General features: G+C 53.6%; 22 protein-coding genes. 7 read left to right on the forward strand and 15 right to left on the reverse strand.

Features of this window, described 5'->3' with window-relative positions; translation table 11 throughout:
• Positions 1-19: 19 nt before the first annotated feature.
• The 3 genes from NSS83_RS05065 to miaB form a co-directional block, all read right to left on the reverse strand.
• Positions 20-793: an NUDIX domain-containing protein gene (locus tag NSS83_RS05065; protein WP_341023363.1), complete on the reverse strand. Its 774-nt coding sequence runs from the start codon at positions 791-793 to the stop codon at positions 20-22.
• Between the two features lie 139 nt (positions 794-932).
• Positions 933-1,385: a YlbF family regulator gene (locus tag NSS83_RS05070; RefSeq protein ID WP_036699099.1), complete on the reverse strand. Its 453-nt coding sequence runs from the start codon at positions 1,383-1,385 to the stop codon at positions 933-935.
• A 24-nt stretch (positions 1,386-1,409) separates the two neighbouring features.
• A complete protein-coding gene (miaB, locus tag NSS83_RS05075; RefSeq protein ID WP_341185461.1) occupies positions 1,410-2,960 on the reverse strand; it encodes a tRNA (N6-isopentenyl adenosine(37)-C2)-methylthiotransferase MiaB in 1,551 nt (516 codons plus the stop codon).
• A 175-nt stretch (positions 2,961-3,135) separates the two neighbouring features.
• Between miaB and NSS83_RS05080 the strand changes: the two genes are divergently transcribed.
• Both NSS83_RS05080 and NSS83_RS05085 read left to right on the forward strand, forming a co-directional pair.
• Positions 3,136-3,918: a MerR family transcriptional regulator gene (locus tag NSS83_RS05080; RefSeq protein WP_341185460.1), complete on the forward strand. Its 783-nt coding sequence runs from the start codon at positions 3,136-3,138 to the stop codon at positions 3,916-3,918.
• On the forward strand, positions 3,915-4,391 hold the full coding sequence (locus tag NSS83_RS05085) for a hypothetical protein (protein WP_341185459.1): 477 nt from the start codon (positions 3,915-3,917) through the stop codon (positions 4,389-4,391). The genes NSS83_RS05080 and NSS83_RS05085 overlap by 4 nt, the downstream gene beginning before the upstream one ends.
• A gap of 120 nt (positions 4,392-4,511) precedes the next feature.
• On the opposite strand, the gene NSS83_RS05090 is transcribed toward NSS83_RS05085, so the two are convergent.
• From NSS83_RS05090 to NSS83_RS05110, 5 genes are all read right to left on the reverse strand, one after another.
• Positions 4,512-5,606, reverse strand: a complete 1,095-nt coding sequence (locus tag NSS83_RS05090; protein WP_341347800.1) for an NADH:flavin oxidoreductase — start codon at positions 5,604-5,606, stop codon at positions 4,512-4,514.
• Between the two features lie 108 nt (positions 5,607-5,714).
• Positions 5,715-6,560 carry a rhamnulose-1-phosphate aldolase gene (rhaD, locus tag NSS83_RS05095; RefSeq protein WP_341185457.1) on the reverse strand — a complete coding sequence of 282 codons (846 nt, stop codon included), beginning with the start codon at positions 6,558-6,560 and terminating at the stop codon, positions 5,715-5,717.
• A 70-nt stretch (positions 6,561-6,630) separates the two neighbouring features.
• Entirely contained in the window at positions 6,631-7,887 is a 1,257-nt protein-coding gene (rhaA, locus tag NSS83_RS05100) for an L-rhamnose isomerase (RefSeq protein WP_341185456.1), read from the reverse strand.
• A 15-nt stretch (positions 7,888-7,902) separates the two neighbouring features.
• Positions 7,903-9,375, reverse strand: coding sequence for a rhamnulokinase (gene rhaB, locus NSS83_RS05105; protein WP_341185455.1), 1,473 nt, complete (start codon positions 9,373-9,375; stop codon positions 7,903-7,905).
• Between the two features lie 28 nt (positions 9,376-9,403).
• A complete protein-coding gene (locus NSS83_RS05110; RefSeq protein WP_341347801.1) occupies positions 9,404-10,534 on the reverse strand; it encodes an iron-containing alcohol dehydrogenase in 1,131 nt (376 codons plus the stop codon).
• Between the two features lie 286 nt (positions 10,535-10,820).
• Here NSS83_RS05110 and NSS83_RS05115 point away from each other — a divergent pair, with 286 nt between their 5' ends.
• Positions 10,821-11,576 (forward strand): DeoR/GlpR family DNA-binding transcription regulator, encoded by a 756-nt coding sequence (locus tag NSS83_RS05115; RefSeq protein WP_341185453.1) that lies wholly within the window; start codon positions 10,821-10,823, stop codon positions 11,574-11,576.
• 53 nt (positions 11,577-11,629) lie between these two features.
• Entirely contained in the window at positions 11,630-12,685 is a 1,056-nt protein-coding gene (locus NSS83_RS05120; protein ID WP_341185452.1) for an ankyrin repeat domain-containing protein, read from the forward strand.
• A gap of 31 nt (positions 12,686-12,716) precedes the next feature.
• Here NSS83_RS05120 and NSS83_RS05125 read toward each other — a convergent pair whose 3' ends face one another.
• The 7 genes from NSS83_RS05125 to NSS83_RS05155 all read right to left on the reverse strand — a co-directional run bounded on the left by NSS83_RS05125 (position 12,717) and on the right by NSS83_RS05155 (position 20,620).
• Entirely contained in the window at positions 12,717-14,009 is a 1,293-nt protein-coding gene (locus tag NSS83_RS05125; protein WP_341185451.1) for an L-serine ammonia-lyase, iron-sulfur-dependent, subunit alpha, read from the reverse strand.
• A 106-nt stretch (positions 14,010-14,115) separates the two neighbouring features.
• Complete coding sequence (locus NSS83_RS05130) at positions 14,116-14,310, reverse strand: hypothetical protein (protein ID WP_341185450.1); 195 nt, start codon at positions 14,308-14,310, stop codon at positions 14,116-14,118.
• Positions 14,311-14,979: 669 nt separating this feature from the next.
• Positions 14,980-15,873 carry a phosphogluconate dehydrogenase (NAD(+)-dependent, decarboxylating) gene (gene gnd, locus NSS83_RS05135; RefSeq protein WP_341347802.1) on the reverse strand — a complete coding sequence of 298 codons (894 nt, stop codon included), beginning with the start codon at positions 15,871-15,873 and terminating at the stop codon, positions 14,980-14,982.
• A gap of 64 nt (positions 15,874-15,937) precedes the next feature.
• A complete protein-coding gene (zwf, locus tag NSS83_RS05140) occupies positions 15,938-17,476 on the reverse strand; it encodes a glucose-6-phosphate dehydrogenase (RefSeq protein ID WP_341347803.1) in 1,539 nt (512 codons plus the stop codon).
• 177 nt (positions 17,477-17,653) lie between these two features.
• Positions 17,654-17,884 carry a hypothetical protein gene (locus NSS83_RS05145; RefSeq protein WP_341347804.1) on the reverse strand — a complete coding sequence of 77 codons (231 nt, stop codon included), beginning with the start codon at positions 17,882-17,884 and terminating at the stop codon, positions 17,654-17,656.
• Positions 17,885-17,891: 7 nt separating this feature from the next.
• Positions 17,892-19,109 (reverse strand): Ger(x)C family spore germination protein, encoded by a 1,218-nt coding sequence (locus tag NSS83_RS05150; RefSeq protein ID WP_341347805.1) that lies wholly within the window; start codon positions 19,107-19,109, stop codon positions 17,892-17,894.
• On the reverse strand, positions 19,106-20,620 hold the full coding sequence (locus NSS83_RS05155) for a spore germination protein (RefSeq protein ID WP_341185446.1): 1,515 nt from the start codon (positions 20,618-20,620) through the stop codon (positions 19,106-19,108). The genes NSS83_RS05150 and NSS83_RS05155 overlap by 4 nt, the downstream gene beginning before the upstream one ends.
• A 180-nt stretch (positions 20,621-20,800) precedes the next feature.
• On the opposite strand from NSS83_RS05155, the gene NSS83_RS05160 reads away from it, so the two are divergent.
• From NSS83_RS05160 to NSS83_RS05170, 3 genes are all read left to right on the forward strand, one after another.
• Positions 20,801-21,907, forward strand: a complete 1,107-nt coding sequence (locus NSS83_RS05160; protein ID WP_341347806.1) for an endospore germination permease — start codon at positions 20,801-20,803, stop codon at positions 21,905-21,907.
• Positions 21,908-22,005: 98 nt separating this feature from the next.
• Positions 22,006-22,866 (forward strand): AraC family transcriptional regulator, encoded by an 861-nt coding sequence (locus NSS83_RS05165; protein ID WP_341185444.1) that lies wholly within the window; start codon positions 22,006-22,008, stop codon positions 22,864-22,866.
• Between the two features lie 118 nt (positions 22,867-22,984).
• On the forward strand, positions 22,985-24,091 hold the full coding sequence (locus NSS83_RS05170; protein ID WP_341347807.1) for a glycoside hydrolase family 88 protein: 1,107 nt from the start codon (positions 22,985-22,987) through the stop codon (positions 24,089-24,091).
• The last annotated feature ends 151 nt before the right edge of the window (positions 24,092-24,242 follow it).

The following is a 24,242-nucleotide window of genomic DNA, read 5'->3' on the forward strand; positions in this document are numbered from 1 at the left end:
GCCTGCACTTCCCGGCAGCTTACGTATAAATGGATAATAACGGCTCATGGTCCGTGAACATATAGAGCTGTGCCGGGCGCTGGGAGTATTGATTGGAGCTGAGCGGGTTCCCCGCTTCATCGCTCACTTCTTTTAATATACCCTGACGGCTGCGTGTTGACGTAATTTTGCGGATAAAATTCGGTTCTTTGAATTCCGGCACCACCGTCTGGATCACCTGGTACAGCTCGCTCAGCGTGAAATGGCGCGGCAGGAACTGCCGGGCAATCGTCGTCTGCAGCATCTGCTGCTGAATCCGCAGGTAGGCATCGGTAATAATATCATGGTGGTCAAAAGCCAGCTCCAGCTCCTCCAGCGCTTCCTGCAGGGTGAACAGGCCAACCTCGCCTGCATCATCCGAAGCCTGCCGTTGCTCCAGCATCCACTCCTCCACTAGCGCAAAGAAGGCGTGGCTGATAATCCAGCCGCGCGGGTCACGGCCCGGCTGGCTGTAGACGCCGAGATATTCCAAATGTCCGCCGTCCACGCCCGTTTCTTCCTTCAGCTCGCGCGTGGCAGCATCATAGATCGATTCATCCTCCTGGCAAAAGCCGCCCGGCAGGGCCCACATGCCCGCACACGGCCATTTTTTGCGCCGGACCAGCATCACCTTCAGTTCGCGCAGCGGCAGTGTCTTCGTGACGGTCTTCCGCTCGCGCTTGGTTAGTGTAAACATGACAATATCCGCCGGAACGCCATCCGGAGTGCGGTACTTCTTGGCGTTATAGGCTTGTTCCGCGTTCTCAGTCACTATAGATCATCCTTTGCCGTGCTATTGTTTGTTGTTCGTATCTTTTAATGTACCAAACCTGTCCGCCCAAAATCAACAGGAGCCGGCCTGCCGGCTTATGTAAAAAGGGACGGATTCACATCCGCCCCCGGGGTGTTCTGCATTAATCTCCGCAGGTGGAGGGCGGTGCCTCGGTGCCTGCTTCCACATTGATTTTATCCGAAACGGTATCCCTGATCACTGAAATCACCATCTGCAGCAGATAATTGATATCGCTCTGGCTCTGCTGGAACTCGTTCACAACCGGGATACTGTCGATCTCATCCTGCAGCTCTTCGATCTCACGTTCAATCTTCTCGACCATGGCCTGATTCTTGAAGCTCTCGAATGCCACGATCTCCTTCTGCTTCTTCTTAATCGTAGCAATGAGTCCCTGCACACGCTCGTGATTCAGAATCTTCTGCTCGGCCTGCTGAAAATGACGGACCTCCTCACTGGTGGAGATGAGTGCAGCCAAGTCCTTCGCCTTGCCCATGATATCCTCCCGGACAATTAAATCGCGGGTATTGTGGGTCTGCATGCCATATTCATTCAGTCGTGCTTCTTCCTGGCTCATTCTTCTCGCCCCATTTCTCTATAATTAGAGGACCGCTGCGGCTTCCGCCTGATAGTCCCCCTGGATGTACCAAGTCTTCGCGCCGGTAATGCTCACCTGCACCAGCGTGCCGATCAGGGAGGACGGGCCTTCAAAATGCACCAGCTTGCTGTCACGGGTACGTCCGGCCAGCATCCGGGCATTATTCTTACTCTCGCCTTCCACCAGAACCTCCACCCGCTGGCCCAGCATCCGCTCATTCCCCAGCCGGCTCTGCTCCTTGATCAGATCATTCAGACGCTGGAGACGCGCGCTCTTGACCTCTGACGGAACATTATCGTCCATCCCGGCTGCCGGAGTCCCTTCACGCGGAGAATAAATGAAGGTATACGCCATATCATACCCTACTTCGCGCACCAGGGACAGTGTCTCCTCGAACTGCTCCTCCGTCTCACCCGGGAAGCCGACAATAATATCGGTAGTCAGCACCGCATCCGGCACGTTTTCCTTAATTTTACGGACCAGCTCCAGATAGGCTTCACGGGTATATTTGCGGCTCATGCGCTTCAGCACAGCTGTGCTTCCCGACTGCACCGGCAGATGGATATGCTCCACCAGATTGCCGCCTTTGCCCAGCACATGAATCAATTTATCGTCAAAATCACGCGGATGCGAGGTCATGAACCGGATACGCGGAATATCGATTCCCCGCATGTCGTCCATCAGGTCGCCGAAGGTATAATCAATGTCGGTAAAATCCTTGCCGTAGGCATTCACATTCTGCCCCAGCAGCGTTACTTCCTTGAACCCCTGGCGGGCCAGCTCCCGCACCTCGGCAATGACATCCTCGGGACGTCTGCTCCGCTCCTTCCCCCGGGTGAACGGCACAATGCAGTAGGTACAGAACTTGTCGCAGCCGTACATAATGTTCACCCAGGCACGCAGACCCTCCCGCTTCTTCGGCAGATTCTCAATGATATCGCCTTCCTTGGACCAGACCTCAATGACCAGCTCGCGGCTGAATACCGCTTCCTTGATCAGCTGCGGCAGACGGTGGATGTTATGGGTGCCAAAAATCAGATCCACGAAGCCGTACCGGCTCATGATCCGGTTGACCACGCCCTCTTCCTGGGACATACAGCCGCAGATTCCCAGGAGCAGGCCGGGCTTCTCCAGCTTCAGTGTTTTGAGATGGCCCAGCTCTCCGAATACCTTATCCTCCGCATTCTCGCGGATCGCACATGTATTAAGTAGAATAATATCAGCTTCACTGCGGTCTTCAGCCGCCCGGTAACCGAGCTGCTCCAGCATTCCCTTCATCGTCTCCGTGTCATGCTCATTCATCTGGCAGCCGTAGGTGGTAATATGATAGCTTTTGCCTGCACCGAAATCTGCCATCTCCGGCGGAATGTCGAAATGATAGAGCACCTCGATCTCTTCCTTGCCCCGCCGCTTGCCTTCCTTGTAATCGGGCTGGCTGTTGATCTGCACGTTTCTGCCTTTGATCCGGTAAGTGGTCTTGCCTTCAGTCTCGCTGATCAGTTTGGCATCCGTGAAATCGAAATACTGCCCGTAATCCTTGCTCCCCTTCACCATGCTAAAGTCACATCCTCTGCTGATGTCCCCGTATTTTCAGAGCTTTTCTAGTGTAAAATTATATCATAAGAATCCCAATAGATACCATTCTATATCCGGGGTCAAGTTGGATTTAAAAGCTTTACTATAACGTATACGTTATCGTTTATAGTGTTACTAAGGAGGGAACGTAACTATGATCCGCATTGGGGAGTTAGCGAAAACCGCAAATATCAGCAAAAGAACCCTGTATCACTATGAACAAATTGCGCTGTTACAGCCCGCACTTATTTCAGAGAACGGATATCGCTATTATGATGCCAAAGCCATCCTCCGGCTTCAAAAAATTCTTTTATTGAAATCGGTCGGCTATACCTTAGAACAGATTAAAGGGCTGTTAGAGAATAAGCATTCTGCGCAAGAAGATGATAATTGGATTGCTTCATTAAACGAGCAGATAGAGCTGATAGAACAGAAGAAGGAAGAGTTAAGCCGCAAGCAGTATTATCTCCGGTCAACCATTCATGCCATCCGGCTCAAGGGAACGGAGAATTTGCAGGATCTGACGCACATCATTAGTGCCATGAATAACCGCCCTTTGAGCGGAGAAATCATACCTGCCGAATTCACGGAGGATTCACCCTTTACGGCTAAGGAAACCGGGATTCTTCAGCATCTCCCTGTGCTTGGCAGCAACAACCGGCAGATGGAGGAGCTTTTGGATATTTTGGAGCAGGCAGTACGGTTAAAGTCCTCATCTCCCTATTCTCAAGAAGCACAACATCTGGCGGGCCGGTTGTACGAGAAGGCACTGGAGCTGTTCGAGGGTGATGCCAAGCTGCTGGATAAGTATTGGGAGCAGATCAGACCCGCTGACGGGGCAGAGCCTGTCGTAATGGGCATGGATCGCGCATTCATGTCCTTTGTAGATGAGATGATCCGCTATTATCTGCACACCAGGAAAGGAGAACAGACATGAGTAACGCTAAACAAATAAAGATGATGTTCAGGAAAATAGGAAGGACAACCCTGCTGGCCAGTGCACTGCTTCTATTATCGGCCTGCGGAATAACACAAGAATCCAAGGATGGAATGACCGCTGAGCCCTCCCCAGTACAGGCTGAACCGGATGCCGATGCCATACGGGTAGAGGTGCTAATTGAAAGTGACAGCGATTCGGCAGTTAATCTGGAGGTGGACATCGATGCCCGGAAGCATCCGGAAAGTGTCTATCTGGATACTATCGAAGTTCCTTACAGAGAGGAATTTACCATCCCCAAGGACGCCTTCATCCCGCTGACCTCCACTAAGGTGCAGGCAGACAAGGATGAGGCGGCCAGCTGGATCAGCTGTACCATTCTGTATGACGGAGAGGTAGTCGCAACTCACAAATCCAGAGGTGATAAAGCGAAGGCTGTTTGCGAGAAGAATTTCCGCTTGGGGCCGGGATAACGGATAAGAATTAGGCTTCACGGACAAAAAAGAACACCCCATGCGGGCAGCCATGAGCTGATAGACTTGAAGTCTAACCTAATGGCTTGGCACAGGGTGTTACAGATCAAGCTCTATTGATTAATACAAAGTCTGGGTCGCCTCGGAGGTGAACGGAATAATCTCGTCCGGCTTGCCCGCCTGCACCTTAGCAGGCCATGCAGGATCGCTGATCAGCGCCCGGCCTACTGCTACCAGATCGAATTCAGCCCGTTCCAGGCGTTCCAGCAGACGGTCGATATTGTCGTCCTGGTCCTTCTCCGTGACCGCACTGGTGAACGCACTATCCAGTCCCACGGAACCTACTGTAATGGCAGGCTTGCCCGTGATCTTCTTCGTCCAGCCTGCCAGGTTAAGCTCCGAGCCTGCGAATTCCGGCTCCCAGAACCGCCGGGTCGAGCAGTGGAAGATATCCACACCCGCATTGCTGAGCGGAGCCAGGAAGCGGGCCAGGTCCTCAGGAGTCTCAGCCAGCTTGGCGTCATAGGCTCCGGCTTTCCACTGCGAGAAACGTAGGATGATCGGGAAATCCGGTCCTACCGCGCGGCGGCAGGCATCAATCACTTCCACCGCAAAGGTGGTGCGCGCTTCCAGATCGCCGCCGTATTCATCGGTCCGGCGGTTGGTCTTCTCCCAGAAGAACTGGTCGATCAGATAGCCGTGGGCACCGTGCAGCTCAATGCCGTCGAAGCCGATGGCTTTGGCCGCCTTCGCCGCCTTGGCAAAGGCACTGACGATGGCCTGAATCTCGCTCTTCGTCATCGACTCCGTGACCTGCTCTCCGGCCAGATTCAGCCCGGACGGGCCAATGGGCAGCGCCGAAGCGTTAGGCCCTTCACCGATGCTGCGGGCCATGCCGACATGCCAGAGCTGTGGCATGATCTTGCCCCCTGCGGCATGCACCTCGCGCACGACCTGCGCCCAGCCCTCCAGGGCGGCTTCGCCATGGAAGTTCGGGATATCCTGATGGCTGACCGCTGCCGGATGATCAATGGCTGTGCCTTCCGTTATGATCAGGCCTACCCCGCCTTCCGCGCGGCGGCGGTAATATGCTGCCACCTCAGGACCGGGTACGCCTCCAGGGGAATGCACCCGGGTCATCGGTGCCATCACCACACGGTTGCGGAGGGACAGGCCTCCATATTCAAAAGGTTCAAACAATGCAGCAACATTCATAATCCACTAGCCTCCAATTCATACAATGATTACTTTAAGTAAGCATAGTATGACGGTTTCCGGCGGCAAATGCAAATTACTGCCAGTCTAAGAGCGGCTGATAATGTCTTATAAGTCCAGCACGCCGGCTTTCGGAGTCACCCGGAAGGCTGCAGCCAGATCCGCCAGCTGCTGATCGGTAATCTTCTGCTTGATTTCTCGTCCGCCGATCAGATTATAGACGATGGCGGCCTTCTCAATGGTCTCTACTAATCCGAACGTCGCATCCATAGTCTGGCCGGTTACGAAGATGCCATGCTGCGGCCAGATGACCACGCGGTAATCCTTCATTTTATCCGCGGTGGCCCGCCCGATCTCACTACTGCCCGGAACCATCCAGGGAATGACGCTGACGCCATCCGGGAAGACCACCAGACATTCCGTGCACATCTCCCACAGAGTCTTGGTGAATTTCAGCTCATCCAAATCATGGGTGAACGTCATGGCAATCACGTTCGTTGCATGAGTATGCAGCACAATCCGGTGCGCGGGATCTACCTTCAGCCGCTCAATGTGGCTCATGAAGTGGGAAGCAAGCTCACTGGTCGGAATAGCGCCGCTGCGCAGTCCCCACAATACCTCCACGCTCTCGCCGCTGCTGCTGACACGCAGTACACCAAGGTTGGCTTCCGGGTCCTTAATCACATTACGGAAATACTTGCCCGATCCGGTAACGATGAAGTATTTGCCCGCCAGCTCGGTTACAGGGAAGGTAAGGCTGATCGTACGCAGCGGCTCGCGGATATTGATATATTTGGCTACCTCTTCTTCATCCAGGAGGTAACTGACATTGCCCCCGTTCAGCTCATCCCAGCCCAGCGACCACATGTGATGGGTAATTTCGGACATTTCCTCGATAAAAGGCGCAGTGACGCCGGATATATACCCCTTGGATTCAATTACGGATGTACTCATATGCTCTCTCCTTCTATATGCCCCTTCAGCGTGCGGGTACTTGTTATTTTGTGTTTTCAGCAGCTTGATCTTATCTTAGAGCCAATACTTCCTGCTCATAGCTCTTCACTTCAGCCAGCCACCCCTCGCGGACCGGGGTCCCCTGCGAAGCGCAGTAGTAATCCCAGACGGCACCGAACGGATAGGACTTGAATTCTTCCACCAAGGCCAGCCGCGAGGTGTAATCTCCAGCCCGTTCAATGGCCCGAAGCTCCTCTACCGGCTCCAGCATGGCGCGCAGCAGGGCCTTGATCGTATTGCGCGTGCCGATTACCCAAGCCGCCAGATGATTGATACTGCCGTCGAAGAAGTCGAGGCCGATATGCGTGCGCGGCAGCAGATCCCCGCGAACCAGCTCGCGGGCAATCTCCAGCAGCTCATCGTCCATCGTGACTACATGATCACTGTCCCAGCGGACCGGTCTGCTGACATGCAGCAGCAGCTGCTCGCTGAACATCAGGATGGAGCTGAGCTTGTTCGAGATCACTTCCGTCGGATGGAAATGTCCGGCATCCAGGCAGATAGCCTTGCCGCGTGTCAGGCCGTAGCCCATGTAGAACTCATGCGATCCGACCACGTAGCTCTCCGAGCCGATACCGAACAGCTTGCTCTCCACGGCATCGATCGTGTACTGCGGATCCATCTCCTCGCTGAAGATTTCATCCAGCGATTCCTTCAGGCGCATGCGCGGTGCCAGTCGGTCCACCGGAGTATCCTTGTAGCCATCCGGCACCCAGAAATTCGTGACACACGGCTGGCCCAGCTCGCGGCCGAAGTGCTCGGCAATGCTGCGGGAGGCCTTGCAATGCTTAATCCAGAAGCTGCGGATCTCTTCGTCCGCATGGCTGAGGGTGAAGCCGTCCGCCGCCTTGGGATGCGAGAAGCAGGTCGGATTGAAATCAAGACCTAATCCCTGCTCCTTGGCCCATTCTACCCAGTTCGTGAAATGGCGCGGCGCCAGCTCATCCAGATCCACCTGTTCCTTCGTATCGGCATAGATCGCATGCAGATTGACCTTATGCTTGCCGGGAATCAGCGAGAGGGCCTTCTCCAGATCCTGACGCAGCTCATCCGGTGTACCGGCCCGGCCGGGGTAGCTGCCAGTCACGGCAATGCCGCCGCTCAGCTCTTTATCCTTGAACAGGAAGCCCCGTACATCGTCGCCCTGCCAGCAGTGCAGAGATACTTTGATCTGCGCCAGCTTCTCCAGTACCTCATCCGTATGAATCCCATGGGCTGCATATAATTTCTTGGCTTCGTTGTAGATGTTAATGATGCTCTGATCCATGCTGTTGCCTCCTAATTACGTATTGTGAACATTCGCTCCCGGTTGAATCTGCTCCCAGCGGATCAGCAGCTCCGCCAGCTGAGGAACCGGCTGCGGCAGATAAGACGGAATCGCGAAGGACTGGCCGATGATCTGCCTGGCTTCATGGATGTCAGCCATGCGGCCCGCCTCAATCATCTGCACAGCCAGATTACCCAAGGCTGTGGATTCGGTCGGTCCGGCCAGCACTTCCCTGCCGGTAACATCCGCTGTCAGCTGGCACAGCAGACTGTTGTTAGCTCCACCTCCTACAATCTGCAGCACTTCTATGCACTCCCCGGTGAGGTCTTCCAATTCAGCCAGATAGCTGCGGTAGGATAACGCCAGACTGTCGAAGATACAACGGGCCAGCTCGCCCGCCGTCTGCGGCACAGGCTGACCGCTCTCCAGGCAGGCCTGGCGGATCTCCTGAATCATATCGCCGGGCTTAAGAAACCGCGGATGATTGCAGGGAATCAGGCTGCGGAAGGCTGCGCAATCAGCGGCCTGCTCTGCCAGTTCCGCGAAGCTATACCTTTCGCCGTCCAGTCTGCGAACTTCCTGGATCAGCCAGAGGCCCATAATATTCTTCAGGAACCGGTAAGTCCCGTAAGCGCCCCATTCGTTGGTATAATTGGCTGCCATCGCTCTGCTGTCATTGAGCGGGTGATCCAGCTCTACTCCCAGCAGAGACCAGGTCCCGCTGCTAAGATAGGCTGACGCACGGTCCTTCTGAGCAGGCACACCGAGTACCGCAGATGCTGTGTCATGTGTGGCCACGCAGATCAGGCGGCATTCAGGCAGATCATACTGTTCCACCAGCTCCCCTGAGAGTAAGCCAAGCTCTTCCCCAGGCTCGGTCAACGGAGCAAATTGTTCACGCCGCAGACCCAGGAATTCCAGCAGCTCCGCATCGAAATCACGGGTCGCAAGATTCAATAGCTGCGTCGTTGAGGCATTGGTAGCCTCGTTCATCTTCCGTCCGCCGAGCCGGTAATAGAGATAATCCGGCACTAGCAGAATCTGATCGGCCGCCTTCAGCTCTTCCTGGTCATGCGCATATAGCTGATAGAGTGTATTGAAGGGAAGCTGCTGTATTCCGGTCTTGGCGTATACCTTATGCGGCGGAAGCTGCTTCGCGACCTCCTCCATCACCCCGTCCGTCCGGCGGTCACGGTAGGCATAGACCTCATTGATCCGCTTACCTTCGGCATCCAGCAGCACATAATCTACCGCCCAGGTATCAATGCCAACGGTGCACTTGTTAATTCCAGCCAGCTTCGCTTGATGAAGCCCCTTAATAATCTCATCTATTAAATAATCCATATCCCAGAAGCAGGAGCCGTCCTGCTCCGTGAAGCCATTGCTGAAACGGTGAAGCTCCGCAAGCTGGAGGCTCCCGTCCACGAGCTGTCCGAGTACCAGCCGTCCGCTGGAGGCGCCGATATCGACGGCGATATGATAGGTCATAGGGAATCTCCTATTCTATGGAGGTGATTTACAGAATTTTGCGGAATAACGCGATTACTTCATCTTTCGTCGGAATAAAAGGATTACCGGGTGCGCAGGCATCCTTCATGGCATTCTCAGCGAGCAGATCGAGATCTACTTCAGCAACACCCAGCTCGGACAGCTTGGCAGGAATGCCAACCTCCTTGGACAGGGCTTTGATCGCTTCAATGACGTAATCCGCACATTCCTTGTCGCTTCGTCCTTCGGTCTGCAACCCGGCCGCTCTGGCAATCGCTCTGAATTTCTCCGGCACATGCTTGGCATTCTCTTCTTCCACATAAGGCAGCAGCATCGCATTGCACACACCATGCGGCAGATCATAGACCCCGCCGAGCTGATGGGCCATAGCATGCACGTAGCCTAGCCCTGCATTATTGAAAGCGAGACCGCCGAGGAAGATGGCATAGACCATCTGCTCACGCGCTTCAATATCGTGTCCATCCGTCACCGTGCGGGCCAGATTGGCGAAGATCAGCTCCACCGCTGCCAGTGCGGTAGCATCGGTTACCGGATAGGCGCCTGGAGTGACCAGCGCTTCAATGGCATGCGTCAGAGCATCCATGCCCGTTGCCGCCGTCAGCGCAGCGGGCTTATCGGCCATCAGCTCCGGATCATTCACCGAGATGGTGGCGATACTGTTCTTGTCCACCATGACCATCTTGATCTTGCGCTCTTCATCCGTGATCACGTAGTTGATCGTCACTTCACTTGAAGTCCCGGCCGTCGTGTTCACCGCGACAATCGGCAGCGATTTATGCTTGGATTTGTGAACGCCTTCATAATCGGCAATATGCCCGCCGTTGGTGGCAACAATGCCGATGCCCTTGGCCGTATCCTGCGGCGAGCCGCCGCCGATAGAGATCAGATAGTCACATTCGTGCTGCTTCAGGAAATCTGCGCCGTCATGGACATTTTTGCAGGTAGGGTTCGGCTTCACTTCATCATATACCACATACTGAATTCCCGCTTCTTCCAGCACGGCCAGCAGCCTTCCGGCGATTCCGCTCTTCATCAGGAACTTGTCTGTGACCACAAGCGCTTTTTGCAGATTCAGCTCTTGAATGTACGGGGCGATGTCCTTCAGACAGCCCTTTCCCATAATGTTAATTGACGGCACTTAATAGACATGAGTACTCATTGCTTAACCAGCCTCCCGGGCGCATAAATAGTAAATGAACACTATAAGCATGCTTTCAACCTGTTGACCTTCCCATCGTATCGCCGTTAATCTGTGTTGTCAACACTTTAAACACATAATAAGTTGTTTTAGTTTGTTTATTGTTTGTTTTGTGGAAAATAAGCAATGATTACTGTGGGTTTCAGCGCAATTCGGGTTCACTATGTTGTACAACACAGAAATAACAGGCTATATTAAGACTATCAACTCTGGAAAGGTGATACATATGCTCGCTGCCGAAAGACGCAAAAAAATAATCGACCTTGTCCATCAGGACAAACGGGTGCTGGTCTCCGATCTGAGCCGGATGTTCGAGGTGACGGAGGAGACGATCCGCAGAGACCTGGAGAAGCTGGAGAAGGATGGCATTGTAAGCCGGACCTACGGCGGAGCCATGCTGAACAGGCATACGAATGAGGACCTGCCTTTTCTGACCCGGGGAGCACTCAATACGGATATCAAACGCAGAATAGCGATCCAGGCGCTCGATCTGATTAATGACGGGGATACACTGATGGTGGACCCCAGCTCGACCTCGTTTGAATTCCTGAAGCTGCTGGGTAATAAAAGTAATCTGACGATCATCACCAATTCGATCAACATTCTCCATGAGTTCGCGAGCTCGAGCCACAGCATTATTTCTACAGGCGGCTCACTCCGCCACCGTTCCCTGTCGCTTGTCGGCCCCGTAGCCCATGAGACCATTCAGCGCTACAATGTGGACACCGCCGTAATCAGCTGCAAGGCCCTCGATATGGACCGCGGGGTCACCGATTCCAATGAACCGGAATGTGAGCTGAAGAAATATATGCTCCGCCAGGCACACAAGGTGGTGCTGCTCGCGGACCATACCAAGTTCGACCAGACGGCCTTCGCCAGACTCGCAGAGCTAAGCCGGATCGATGTGCTGATTACCGACCGCAAGCCTTCGGAGGCGTGGCTGAAGGTGTTGTCCGAGAAGAATGTGGAAGTGCTGTACTAAGTTCATGGTAGATCTATCAGGGGAGATTCATCTTAGGGAGGAGAATTAATCAAATGGGCAAAAAGAGAATTACCTTACCCGCGGACTTCCGCGAGCTGGTTAAATCAGGGGATATCGATCTACTTAAGGCTGTTTTTGAGAAATGTGACTGGAATGCAACCTTGGGATCGTACAAAGAACCCGCGCTCAGCATCCGGCAAATTCCGGATGAGCTGGTCCGCTGGCTGGTAGAGCAGGGTGCTGACATCAACGCCAGGGATAAATATCAGCGCACTCCGCTGCATTCGCAGGCCGGACACTGGTCGGGTAATATCCCGCTGTTCCTTGAGCTTGGCGCTGAGCTGGAAGCCCTGGATTATCAGGATGAGACCCCGCTGCACGCCGCTGTCAACTACTACCGGACTGGGGCGATCCGTGATCTTATCGCTCACGGCGCCAACATCCATGCTGTGAGCAAGCGCGGGAATACCCCGCTGGCCAAGGGCTTGATCAATTGCCGGAATGCCGATATCACCGGCATGGCTGAGATCGCGCAGGCGATGCTTGCAGCCGGGGCAGAAGTCACACCGGAGATGAGGGAATCCGTGACGAAGATCGGCAAGAATTTTGAATTCAGCAAAGCTAATTTCAATAAAGACTACCTGGATGATACCATAGCAGCCCTGGACAAGCTGTACAAGCTGTTCGGTGTGGAGCCTGTAGCCGGTCGGGTGATGCATGACGGCGTTTCTAAGATCGAGGTTAAGAGCACAAGGTGGCAGGATCAGCATCAGGAGCTATGGGAGGCGCTCATCCCCGGCTCAGGACCGGCGCTTACCGTACAGGGGGAGGTCATTCGCATCACTGGACGGATCTCTTATGAAATCATGAATAACGGCGGCGGCAACTGGGATGCGGATTTCCGTAAAATGCTCAGCGCACTGCTTCTGCACTTCGCCTCAGGCACGCCTCTGGACCCTGCACAACTGAAGGAAGCTGCGGAATTAGCCGGTTATCTGCGCCATAGCAACGGTAATGATGAACCGGCCAGATTATGCGAATTGGCCGTGAATTGGGTACTAGCCAATCCACAGCCTGTTTCCTTGCCGCAACCGGATTACAAACGCTAAACGCTGAGACATCCGGACCTTGTCCTGCTCCTTATGAAGAAGCGGCTCCCTTGGAGAGCATGATATTCAGAATGGCCTGGTCTGTGGCGGCAAGCCCCTCCTGGACCAGGGTCTCCATATTCTTGATCGTATCCTCCACCTTCTCGAAGATGACACCGTCATTCAGACTCGCGGAGATATTGTTCATAGCCAGGGTGGCAGACTGAATGGCTGCGTTGGTGGCCGTGGAGATTTTGAGTGCACAGGTTGGCTTCGCACCATCGCAAATCATGCCTGAAGTAGAGGCAATCGTATTCTGGATGGAGTGTTTGATCTGCGCCAGCGTTCCGCCCATCAGATAAACAATACCGCTGCCCGCCCCTACTCCGCCGGCAATGCCTGAGCCGCAGAGCGGGGACAGACGGCCAATGTAATGCTTCACATGAATAGTAATCAGATTGCTGAGCGCCATCGCTCTGGCCAGAGTCTCCTCATCCTTGCCGAGGAGCTCGGCCAGGGCAATGACCGGCATAGTGCAGGCAATCCCCTGATTGCCGCTGCCTGCCGTAGTCATTACCGGCATGGCACTGCCGTCCATCCGTGCATCGGATGCCGCTGCCGTTGCGGCGATAATCCGGTTCGCCACATCCGCGCCGAACAGATTGAGGGCGGATTGCTGGCTCATTTTCCGGCCCACCTGGAGGCCATATTCCCCGCGCAGCCCTTCCTCCGAGATCGCCTTATTCATAACCGCTCCCTCAAGCAGGAAACGAAGATCCTCGAATGGTGTATTCTGAACGAAGGCATAGATGTCTTCGAGTGAGACCGAGTATACCTCAGGGTCCAGACTATGCGGGTCGCCGCAGTCGGCCTTGTCCATTTTCGGCTCAAGCCGCTGGCCATCCTTCGCAAGATACTGCACATTCGTGTGCTCTTTTACCAGGATTGCTGTGGCGGTATGGTTCTTGCTGTGTACTCTCGCTTCTATATATAGCTTCTCCGGCGTATCCTTCAGCTCAACCTCCAGCAGCTTACGCTCCAGCAGTCCCTCTGCACTTGCCAGCTCCGCCGGGGTCAGCCCGGACAGAATCTCAAGCTTCCTCTCCGAGCGGCGCACCACCGCACCCAAGGCCGCCGCTATCGGCAAGCCCGTCTGGCCAGTACCAGGAATCCCTACGCCCATTGCATTCTTGATGATATTGCCGCTGAGCAGCAGCTGAATCGCCGTAATCTCCTCTTCCACCAGTTCAGCGGCCAACGAGACGGCATAAGCCACTGCAATCGGTTCGGTGCAGCCTTCTGCGGGCATAATTTCTTTGTGCAATACTTCCAGTAGGTTAATCATCTGTGCATCACCATTCCCTCTGTCTGTCGATCTATGTCTGTATCTATATCTATTTCTTTATATAGTACATCAGATAGACAGTCCGGGGAATCCCCGTTATTACCCATCACCCGCCCAGCTTCACCAGCCGCTTCAGCCCTTCCGTACAGGCCCAGCCCCCCGCTCCCGCCAGAATCGTATTATGAAACAAGCTCCAGGCCAGCGAATACGTCATACTGCCGATAATCACCTCGACCACAATAAACCGCAGGATATCCCGCTTTGTGATCAGATAGACGGTAAACTCCTGATTGTGCGTCACCGGTCACCTCTCCTGTCTATTTCTTGTTTCTGTACTTATATGCTTCTGGCGGGTTGTCTGATGAAAAGTACTGCTCTTTTGGTTTGGGGCAGATCTTTATTGAGGAGTGGGATCAACGTGAGCACTTAGATGAACGCTCCGCAAACAGAACGTTGTTACAATCGCTGTTGTGTCCAGATTTTTTTCATTCCCCTTAGCGGTGAAAATCCGGACACAAAGGCGACCGCTTCGCTTTTCGACAATAGTTTTGCCCGCTCCGCTGTTTAAGCTGGAGACGAAATACATAACATTCCAAATAATACAAACTATTCATCCCAATGATACGAGCTTAGTAACGCTCAATTTTAGCATGGACCAACTGACTCTGAATTTACTGAATGCAGCCCAAAAGAGCTAATGTAGTGTATAAATACACTTGAATTCACCAAAAGTGAGCAAAACGAGCAAATATAGTGTATAAGTACACTTGAATTCCAAAAAGTGAGTAAAAATGAGCAAATGTAGTGTATAAGTACACTTGATTCAAGGGGATGTATCCCTTTCACTTCCCGTACGGCCCACCTCCAGCCCGGCTTCCGGCCAAATCCAAAACAAAGAGGCTGCCCAAACAGCCATTGCATGGCTATGGACAGCCCCCTGATATCAACGCTTCAGCCTAGTTGCTGCTGCTTACTTCGACTCCACCGCATGGCCGCCGAATTCGTTACGCAAGGCGGCGACGACTTTGCCGGTGAAGGTGTCGGTCTCCAGCGAACGGTAGCGCATGAGCAGAGCCATGGCGATGACCGGAGTCGCTGCCTGGAGGTCGAAGGCGGTCTCCAGCGTCCAGCGTCCCTCCCCTGAGGAATGCATGACGCCCTTGATATCCTCCAGCTTGGCATCCTTGGAGAAGGCACGCTCGATCAGCTCCATCAGCCAGGAGCGGACCACCGAGCCATTATTCCAGACGCGGGCCACCTGCTCGAAGTCGAAGTCATATCCGCTTTTCTCCAGCACCTCGAACCCCTCGCCGATCGCAGCCATCATCCCGTATTCAATGCCGTTGTGCACCATCTTGAGGAAATGTCCGCTCCCGGATTTGCCGGCGTACAGATATCCGTTCTCTACCGCAGTATCCCGGAACAGCGGTTCAACGACCGTCCACGCTTCCTCATCGCCGCCAACCATGTAGCAGGCCCCACTCCGCGCACCTTCCATTCCGCCGGAGGTTCCCGCATCCAGGAAGTGAATTCCGTGGGCACCCAGCTCCTCATGACGGCGGATCGACTCTTTATAATGAGAGTTCCCGGCTTCAATGATGATATCTCCCTTGGATAATAGCGGCGTCAGTTCAGTAATAACCGAATCTACAAAAGTATGGGGAACCATGATCCAGAGAACGCGCGGGGAATCAAGCCGTCCCGTAAGCTCCTCCAGGCTTGCTGCCCCGGACGCACCGCGTCCGGCCAATTCCTGCACCGCAGCAGGATTCACATCATACGCTACCACTTCATGGGCATGCTCCAGCAGGTTCTGGCCGAGATTGAAGCCCATTTTGCCTAGTCCAATTAAACCGACTTTCATTACGAATCCCTCCGAATTGTAGTCATATAAGCTAACTCTGTCCGCTTGCTGTTACCGCCGCCGCTTAGGCTCCAGGCCGGATGACTTCGGGTTCTATCCCTGCTGTCCGGTGAACGCGTGCAGGCTCTGTATTCTCCGGTTCATCCAGCCACCAGTGGAACTCGCCAAGGAGCTGTTCTGCCGCCGCGGGACCGTTAGATCCGGCAGGATACAGGTGCAGCGGCAGGCTGCCTTCTGCTGTTGCTTCGATTATAGGCTGAACCCATTGCCAGGACAACTCTACTTCCTCCCAATGAGCGAAGAAAGTGGCATCGCCAAGCATCGCATCATAGATCAGATTCTCATAAGCCTCCGGCACATCGGGATTGCCCGGCTCATGCTTAATGCTAACCGGCTCAAGCTCCCCGTGCTGAAGCGGATTCTTGGTATTCAGAGTCAGAGAGATGCCCTCATTCGGACCAATATCAATCACCAGCAGATTAGGGTCAAGCGGCAGCTTGTTACGGTTCTTGTTATGCACATCATTAAACGGCTCTTTGAATTCTATAACAATCCGTGTGGATTTCTCCTTCAGGCGCTTCCCTGTGCGAATGTAGAACGGCACATCGTTCCACAGCGGATCTTCGATCCACAGGCGTGCAGCAATATATGTCTCATTCTGAGAAGTAGCTGCAATCCCCGGTTCAGCGGTGTACGCAGGCACTTGCTGTCCGCGCATCTCCCCGGCTGCATACTGGCCGCGCACTACATGCTGTGTTACCTCTTCAGCGAGCAGGGGGCGGACGGAACGGATGACATGCCGCTTTTTGCTGCGGACGTCCTCTGGTGTACTGCCCTTCGGAAGCTGCATCGCCATCATCATGAGCAACTGGAGCATATGGTTCTGGAACATGTCGCGCAGCGCGCCAGCCTTATCATAGTAACCCGCCCGCTCTTCCACACCCACCGTCTCACTGGCGGTAATCTGAACATTCGCGATATAACGGTTCTGCCACAAGGCCCGCAGCACAGGGTTAGAGTATTTCAGCACCTCCAGGTTCTGCACCATCGGCTTGCCGAGGAAGTGGTCAATACGGAAGATTTCCTCCTCTGCAAAAGCTGCGCTCAAGCTCTCATTCAGCACGCGTGCCGACTGCAGATCCCGTCCGAACGGCTTCTCGATGATCAGACGTTTCCAGCCCTTGGTATCCCCGAGTCCGCTGGCATTGATATTACCGGCAATCTCTCCGAAAAATTCGGGACCGACTGACAAATAGAACATCCGGTTCTGCGGAAGCCCCAGTTCTTCCTCCCGGCGCTGTACATGCCCAAGGAGCTTCACATAATCCTCAGGACGTCCGACATCCAGCACACTATATTCAAAAGCCTGCAGGAAATTCTGCAGCACTGCTGTATCCTCTACCGGACGGCGCGAGAAGGTACGCAGCGAATCCAGAACCTGACGCTGGAACGTCTCGTTGGTGAGTTCCCGTCTGCCCAGCCCAATGACTGAGAGAGGACCGGAAAGCTTGCCATCAGTAAACAGGTTGTATAGAGCGGGGAAGATTTTCCGCTTCGCCAAGTCCCCGGTTGCGCCAAAAAGTACAAATGTAGATGATTCCACTTTCATTCCTCCCGTTGTTATCATTTTATTATATAGTTACTTATTATTACTCAGGAACTTTTATAACACACATCATACGACTATAAAATCAATTCGTCAATCTCAATTCGACATTTACGATAATTACCCAAACATGCCAAATAGCAGGCCTTCTATTTAGAAGACCTGCTGCGTTACTCAGAACCAGGAGGCTACCAGATCATTGAACGGCTTGTAGATCACCATAATCATCAGCAGCGGGCTTGGCACCTTAATTTTCAGCAATGTGCAGCCCGCAGCAGCGAGTCCGCCAATCCAGAGGATGAAGTACACCCAGCGGTCCCGCCGCTTCTGCCTGCCCTTCAGGTTAGGGAGATCAATCACCATACAGCCCACAGCCAGGATGAGGAATACCAGTAACATCAGCATTGCAGGATCACTCCTTGATTTCATCGATGAAAGAATTATCGATCGTTCCAATCCGGTTAATGGTTACAGCGGCTTTGTAATGCACGGGCAGGCTTTTGAGATATTCATCATTTTCTTTTACGCTGGACCATATTTTAGGGCTCTTGCGGTATATCAACTGGCCGAACCCAAAAACATCAGCATTATACCGCTCAGTTATGTTCTTCACTGCCGCTTCCATCCGCTCTACAATCCGCTCCTGCGTCTTCAGCTCCAGCTCATGGATTTTACTCTCGGTATCAATCTTGTCCGGACCTTCAATTTCCTGCACATTGCATAACGCCTCCACACTCAGAAAAATATGCGGCTCGCCGTCAATAATCTTCACCTTACGATTGGTTGTTGTGTCCAGCGCCTCCATTACAATCAGGCTTCCATTCTTGTCTTTGAAGTACCCTGTATTCTTGGTTACATTATCAATTACGTAATTGTATCCGACGGTTACTGCATCATCCATCCAGCCGATCAGCTTATCCCCTTTGAAAATGGCCACACTTTTATAGCGGAGTCTTGTATCCGGATTGGTCCGTTCAATATTACTCTTGCCGGCGCCTGCCTCAGGATCTCCCTCTATCTCAACGCCTGTCAGGACGGGGTTCCTTCCTTCATAGATCAGATCCTCAATGAATTCGTCCAATGTGACTGCAATAGTCCTGGACGAGATTCTGTAGGACTTGTCCAGTGAATTGAATAGCTTGTTCGCAGGCAGCCGGTCCAGCGGTGTCAGCACTTTCAGCACATTCGCCGCAGTAGACTTCCGCGCCACCATGACGTAGAAATCCATACGAGGCTCGCGGCTTCTCTTTAATACATCCAGGGTCTCGCCCACCCCCTGGCGTGCCAGTTCCTCACCTATAACCAGTACACGAATATGGCCCATATAAGGCGAACGTGAACTGACCAGATTGAATTTGCGCAGCGATTCATACACCGTTTTAACCTTGAAGGAATAGAACACTACAGGAACTCCGCTTCCGCCTGAACCCCCGGCACTCTGGGATGTAATCGAGGAAGGGATCACTACCTGCATGGAGACCAGGTAGCCGTCCTCCGCCTTGTCGAGACCCAGTGCGATTACAAATGCCAATTCGTTGAGCTCCTTTCGCTCCCAGCACCCGCTGAGCAGCATAGGCAGCAGCAATATAGGGATGCAAGCAGCCAGCGCCTTCACCATTCGTTTCTTCATCTTAAGTTCCCCCCGCGCTTGGGAGGAGCCTGCCGCTGCAGATTCTGCGTGCGGTTCTGCCGGGGTCTGGTGCGCAGGAGCGGCCAGGTCAGCCTGAAGATGGAATCCTTGAGATCTTCGCGGACGAAGGGGCCGATCGGACTCATATAGGGCACACCAAATGAACGCAGGCTTACGAGATGCAGCACCAGCACGAACACTCCGCATAGAATCCCGTATAATCCCATGAACCCGGCCAGCATGATCAACAAGAACCGTATCATTCTCGCGGCCACTGACATTCCAGCTTCAGGGATAACAAAGCTTGAAATCGCTGTAATCGATACAATGATGACCATGGCCGAGGAGATGAACCCGGCGGCAACGGCCGCTTGCCCGATGACCAGCGTGCCGACGATAGAGACCGCCTGTCCAACATTCTTCGGAATCCGCACCCCCGCCTCCCGCAGAATTTCATAGGTCAGCTCCATCATCACTGCTTCGACAAAAGCCGGAAACGGCACCGTCTCCCGCTGGGCAGCCAGACTGATAACCAGATTGGTTGGAATCATCTCCTGATGATAGGTGGTGATTGCTACATAGAAGGCAGGAGCGAACATCGTCAGGAAAAAGGCCAGAAACCGTACCCACCGCAGCAACGAGGAGATATCCGCCCGTTGATAATAATCCTCTGCCGACTGGAAAAAGGAAACAAACACCGTCGGAGCCAGCAGCACAAAAGGGGTGCCGTCCACGAGAATAGCTACCTTCCCTTCCAGGATACCTCCGGCTATCGTATCGGGACGGTCACTGTTATAGATTGTGGGAAAAGGCGTAGCCGCCGTATCCTGAATGAACTCCTCAATATAACCGCTCTCCAGAATACTGTCGGTATCAATCGCCTCCAACCGGCGCTTAACCTCCTCGACCAGCTCAGGATTGGCAATATGCTTCAAATACATGATTGATACGCTGGTCTGGGTTACACGCCCGATCTGCATCGTTTCGAGCCATAGCTGGCTGTCTTTGATTTTGCGGCGGATCAAGGCTGTGTTGGTTCGCAGGTTCTCCGTGAAGCCCTCCATTGGCCCGCGCACGACCGACTGCGAGTTGGGTTCACTTACATTACGGTCCTCCCAGCCGGGCAGGCCGATGCGCAGCGCTTCTGCCGACCCCTCCACCATGATCATCACATTGCCGGATAACAGATCATGAATGAAGGGGACATAGTCCCGGACGATAGTAACATCTCCAGCCAACAGTACGCGCTTGCTGAGAAGCTCTATTTTCCGCTCAGGACTCTCTGCTTCCAGCAGATCACAGATCCTACCTTCCTGCAGCGAATACAGAATGGAGTTATGCAGCAGCTGATTGTCAATAAGACCATCTATATAGAATACATTAAGCTCCGTATGTTCTCCCAGCTGCAGCCGTTTGCTGACCAGATCTGTGCTCTGGCCGAGCAGCCGGGACAGTTGTTCCTCATTGGCCTCCAGCCGTGCGGATAATTTGCCGTTCGCTTCATCCTTCATGCAGCTTCACCCTCTTCATTTGAGCAATTCGGTACGTTGATAGTTTGGTTGAAACGCTAGTTAATTATTCCGCTGCTGAACACAAGACAATGAGCACATAATTTCTGGAAGGAGCTGTCATACTAAGAAGATTGCAGCAAAGCAACCTTATGACTTGTTAAAGGAAAGGAGGAGCGTTAGGTGGGTATTGAAAAAGAACGAATCAGCACCGCGCAGATGGTCATTCTCGGTCTGTTCACTTTCATCGGGGATATGGCTCTGGTCTATCCGACCACCATGACGGCCGAAGCCCATCAGGATGCCTGGATCGCCGCACTGATCAGCATACCGCTTGGCATGGCCCTTATTTATCTGCTAATCAATGTAGCGAACATCAGTCCAAACCAAACCATAATTGAGATCAGTCAGCAGGTGCTGGGAAAATGGGCGGGCATTGCAGTAGGCTTATTCTATCTGAATTTCTTCGTCCTGGCCGCCTCGACATATGTGCGCGAAATGGAGGATTTCCTGACCACCCAGATCTATGAGGGGACACCGGGCGGAGTCATCCGGTTTATGAGTCTTGTCATCCTGGTGTATGGCCTGCGTCTGGGACTGGAGGTGGTGGGCAGGGCGGCACAGGTGTTTTTTCCGCTGTTTGCCCTATTCCTGGTCTCGCTGATGGTCCTCTTATTTCCGCAGGTTCAGATAGACCGGCTGTACCCGATGATGACCACGCCGCTGCCCGGGATGCTGCATACCATTATGTTTGGGGTCTTTTACCCGTTCGGGGAGCTGTGCGTCTTCTTAATGGTGTATCCCTTTACCCGCAAGAACAGCAAGATCAATCGTGACATCTTCATTGCACTCTTCGCGGGATCCGTTGGGCTGAATCTGATTCTGTTCCTCTCGCTGACCGTGCTGGGCGTCTATTTCTCGGAGCATAATTTCTATGCCGCCTATATCCTGGCCCAAAAAATCAATGTTGCCAACTTCCTGCAACGGCTGGAAGCGCTCATGGCCACCGCCTGGATTATTACCACTTATTTCAAAACAGCGCTATATTTCTATGCCTTCGTCCTGGGGACTGCACAAATGTTCAAGCTGAAAAGCCACCGTCCGCTGATCTTCCCGGTTGCCTTCCTGATCTATGGACTGTCCCAGCTCAGCTCCAATGATATTGTTTTTTATGTAAAAGAAATTCCGGCCTATTGGGTCGATTGGAACCTCACACTCTCCTTCGTTCTCCCATTGACGATCCTTATCGTCTATAAGTTTAGAAAACGCAAACCTGCCTCACAAGGATAAAAGAAGGAGCTGTTACTGTAGCGTTCTCCCGGCAGGTCCCCTATAATAGGAAGCAGTGAAATGTTTCTATTTTGTCATTGTGGGGGATGAACTGCAGCATGATGAAACAGCTGTTCGAGCCTGTACTGTTCGATAACCGGCAGTCGCTGATCTGGGACTACCGGATCTATACCGATGATCATTACAAAGGGTATTACCACTGGCACCAGTGCTGTGAAATCATGTTCGTGCACCGGGGTCAAGGCAGTATTGTAGTCAACCAGCAGATGTATGATATCCGTCCGGGGATGCTATTCTTTTTCCAGCCCTATCAGCTGCACCGGATCTATTCGGAGGTCTCTGCGGAGCGTCCGTTCGTACGCACGATCTTCTATCTCGACCCGCATACTGCCGAGCAGCTGCTACAGGGCTTCCCCAAACGCAAGGCTGTCTTCTCTGCGCTCTGGCAGGGCAATAATCCCTCTTGCGGCTTCGATCTCAGTGACCGTATGGAGACCATGGAATGGATCTGCGCGAATTATAACCAGTGCCGGAGCAAGAGCACCGGGGAAGAGACTGAAGATATCTCCATGCTCCTTCTCCAGCTCCTCAGCTGTCTGGGGACTGGAGAACAGTCGCTGATCCACGCCGGAGACAAGCGGCAGCTTCGCTATTCGGAGCAGATCATGAACTGGATCGAAGCCCATTACCACGAGGAGATTAGTCTGGAGCAGCTGGCAGCAGAGACCCATCTGTCGAAATCTTACGTGTCGCGGATTTTTCATCAGGAGACCGGCGGACGGCTCGTAGATTATCTTACAGCCCGGCGGCTCAAGCAGGCCTGCCGGCTGCTGGAGACCACGGACCTGACGGTGGAACGGATCGGCAGTGCTGTCGGATTCCCGAATCCCTCCTACTTCAACCAGCTGTTCAAGCGGGTGCTTGGCCTTTCTCCGCTGCAATACCGCAAGGGAAGCTGAGAGCCCCTGAGGGAAAACAGGACAATAAAACAACATTTCGTGATATTAAATGACAACTTTCGGTTCGTCATAGGCGTTATACTGAGGCCATAATCTAATGCATGTGGAGGCTTCAGCGATGACTACAGCTTATTGGCAGGGAGTAATGAACAAGCTGGATACGAAGGTATCCAAGATGATAGAGCAGTTGGGCGGAAGAAGCCCGCATATGGCCGGAGAAGATGGCCTGTTCGACAATCCCGCTACGGACTGGTGGACCTCCGGCTTCTGGCCGGGAATGCTCTGGGTCATGCAGGATATGACAGGCAAGGATCTATATAAGAACGCTGCATGGGACTTTGACGAAACGATTGGACAATGGTTCGCGAAGCCGACCGAAGAGCTGCATCACGACGTCGGCTTTCAGTTCCTGGCTACTGCGGTAATCAAGCATACGCTGACCGGTGACGCGGAGGGCTTGCGCCGGGGACTGGAAGCGGCTAACTATCTGGCTGCTCGTTATAATCCTGCGGGCGGGTTCATCCGCGCCTGGAACGGGGACAAGCACGGCTGGGTCATCATCGACTGCATGATGAACATCTCGCTGCTGTTCTGGGCCAGCCGGGTAACCGGTGATCCGCGCTACCGTCATATTGCGGTCAGCCATGCCGGGACTGCCATGACGTATGGTGTGCGCGAGGACGGGTCCACCAAGCATATTCTCTCCTTCGATGCCGCTACCGGTGCTTATATTGAGAATTTCGGCGGACAGGGATATTCGCCTGAATCCTGCTGGAGCCGGGGTTCAGCCTGGGGGCTGTACGGCTTCACGAACACTTACCGCCACACCGGGGACGCGCGCTTCTTGAATACCGCCAAGCGCATCGCCCATTACTTCATCGCGGCTCTCCCGGAAGATCACGTCCCGCACTGGGACTTCCGGCTGGCAGATGACAAGCGTATGGCCAGAGACAGCTCGGCCGCCGCGATTGCCGCCTCTGGCCTCCTGGAGCTCGCAGAGCTTGTGCCGCCGGGCGAGAAACGTGTCTATGCGGATGCCGCAGAGCGTATTCTGCGTTCGCTGACCGAGAGCTACGCTACCTGGGAGCAGCCCGGGCATGAAGCCATCCTGCTGCATGGCGCAGTCAGCGGCGACTCCCACATGGATGTGTCGCTGATCTACGGCGACTACTTCTACGTTGAAGCTGTAGCGAAGCTGAACGGCTGGAAGCACCGGGTGTTCTAGTCTGGCTGGAAGCAGGCACAGACAGCTTGCATGGACGCGCGGGCCGAATGTAATCGGAAAACCGATTACATTCGGCTCTGCGTGGGCATGCGGGCTCAATGTTATCGGAAAACCGATTACATTCGGCACTGTGCAGGCGTGTGGGCACAAT

It is taken from the genome of Paenibacillus sp. FSL H3-0469 (assembly GCF_038051945.1).
GTDB lineage: Bacteria > Bacillota > Bacilli > Paenibacillales > Paenibacillaceae > Paenibacillus_AQ.

Coding starts and splice junctions, on each gene's coding strand:
- rhaD (WP_341185457.1), bottom strand. CDS start 6,560: ATGAGTACATCCGTAATTGAATCCAAGGGGTATATATCCGGCGTCACT.
- gnd (WP_341347802.1), bottom strand. CDS start 15,873: ATGAAAGTCGGTTTAATTGGACTAGGCAAAATGGGCTTCAATCTCGGC.
- rhaB (WP_341185455.1), bottom strand. CDS start 9,375: ATGACCTATCATATCGCCGTCGATATCGGCGCCTCCAGCGGACGGCTG.
- NSS83_RS05120 (WP_341185452.1), top strand. CDS start 11,630: ATGGGCAAAAAGAGAATTACCTTACCCGCGGACTTCCGCGAGCTGGTT.
- rhaA (WP_341185456.1), bottom strand. CDS start 7,887: ATGGATCAGAGCATCATTAACATCTACAACGAAGCCAAGAAATTATAT.
- miaB (WP_341185461.1), bottom strand. CDS start 2,960: ATGGTGAAGGGGAGCAAGGATTACGGGCAGTATTTCGATTTCACGGAT.
- NSS83_RS05155 (WP_341185446.1), bottom strand. CDS start 20,620: ATGAAGGATGAAGCGAACGGCAAATTATCCGCACGGCTGGAGGCCAAT.
- NSS83_RS05070 (WP_036699099.1), bottom strand. CDS start 1,385: ATGAGCCAGGAAGAAGCACGACTGAATGAATATGGCATGCAGACCCAC.
- NSS83_RS05165 (WP_341185444.1), top strand. CDS start 22,006: ATGATGAAACAGCTGTTCGAGCCTGTACTGTTCGATAACCGGCAGTCG.
- NSS83_RS05150 (WP_341347805.1), bottom strand. CDS start 19,109: ATGAAGAAACGAATGGTGAAGGCGCTGGCTGCTTGCATCCCTATATTG.
- NSS83_RS05125 (WP_341185451.1), bottom strand. CDS start 14,009: ATGATTAACCTACTGGAAGTATTGCACAAAGAAATTATGCCCGCAGAA.
- NSS83_RS05145 (WP_341347804.1), bottom strand. CDS start 17,884: ATGCTGATGTTACTGGTATTCCTCATCCTGGCTGTGGGCTGTATGGTG.
- NSS83_RS05085 (WP_341185459.1), top strand. CDS start 3,915: ATGAGTAACGCTAAACAAATAAAGATGATGTTCAGGAAAATAGGAAGG.
- NSS83_RS05080 (WP_341185460.1), top strand. CDS start 3,136: ATGATCCGCATTGGGGAGTTAGCGAAAACCGCAAATATCAGCAAAAGA.
- NSS83_RS05170 (WP_341347807.1), top strand. CDS start 22,985: ATGACTACAGCTTATTGGCAGGGAGTAATGAACAAGCTGGATACGAAG.
- NSS83_RS05090 (WP_341347800.1), bottom strand. CDS start 5,606: ATGAATGTTGCTGCATTGTTTGAACCTTTTGAATATGGAGGCCTGTCC.
- NSS83_RS05115 (WP_341185453.1), top strand. CDS start 10,821: ATGCTCGCTGCCGAAAGACGCAAAAAAATAATCGACCTTGTCCATCAG.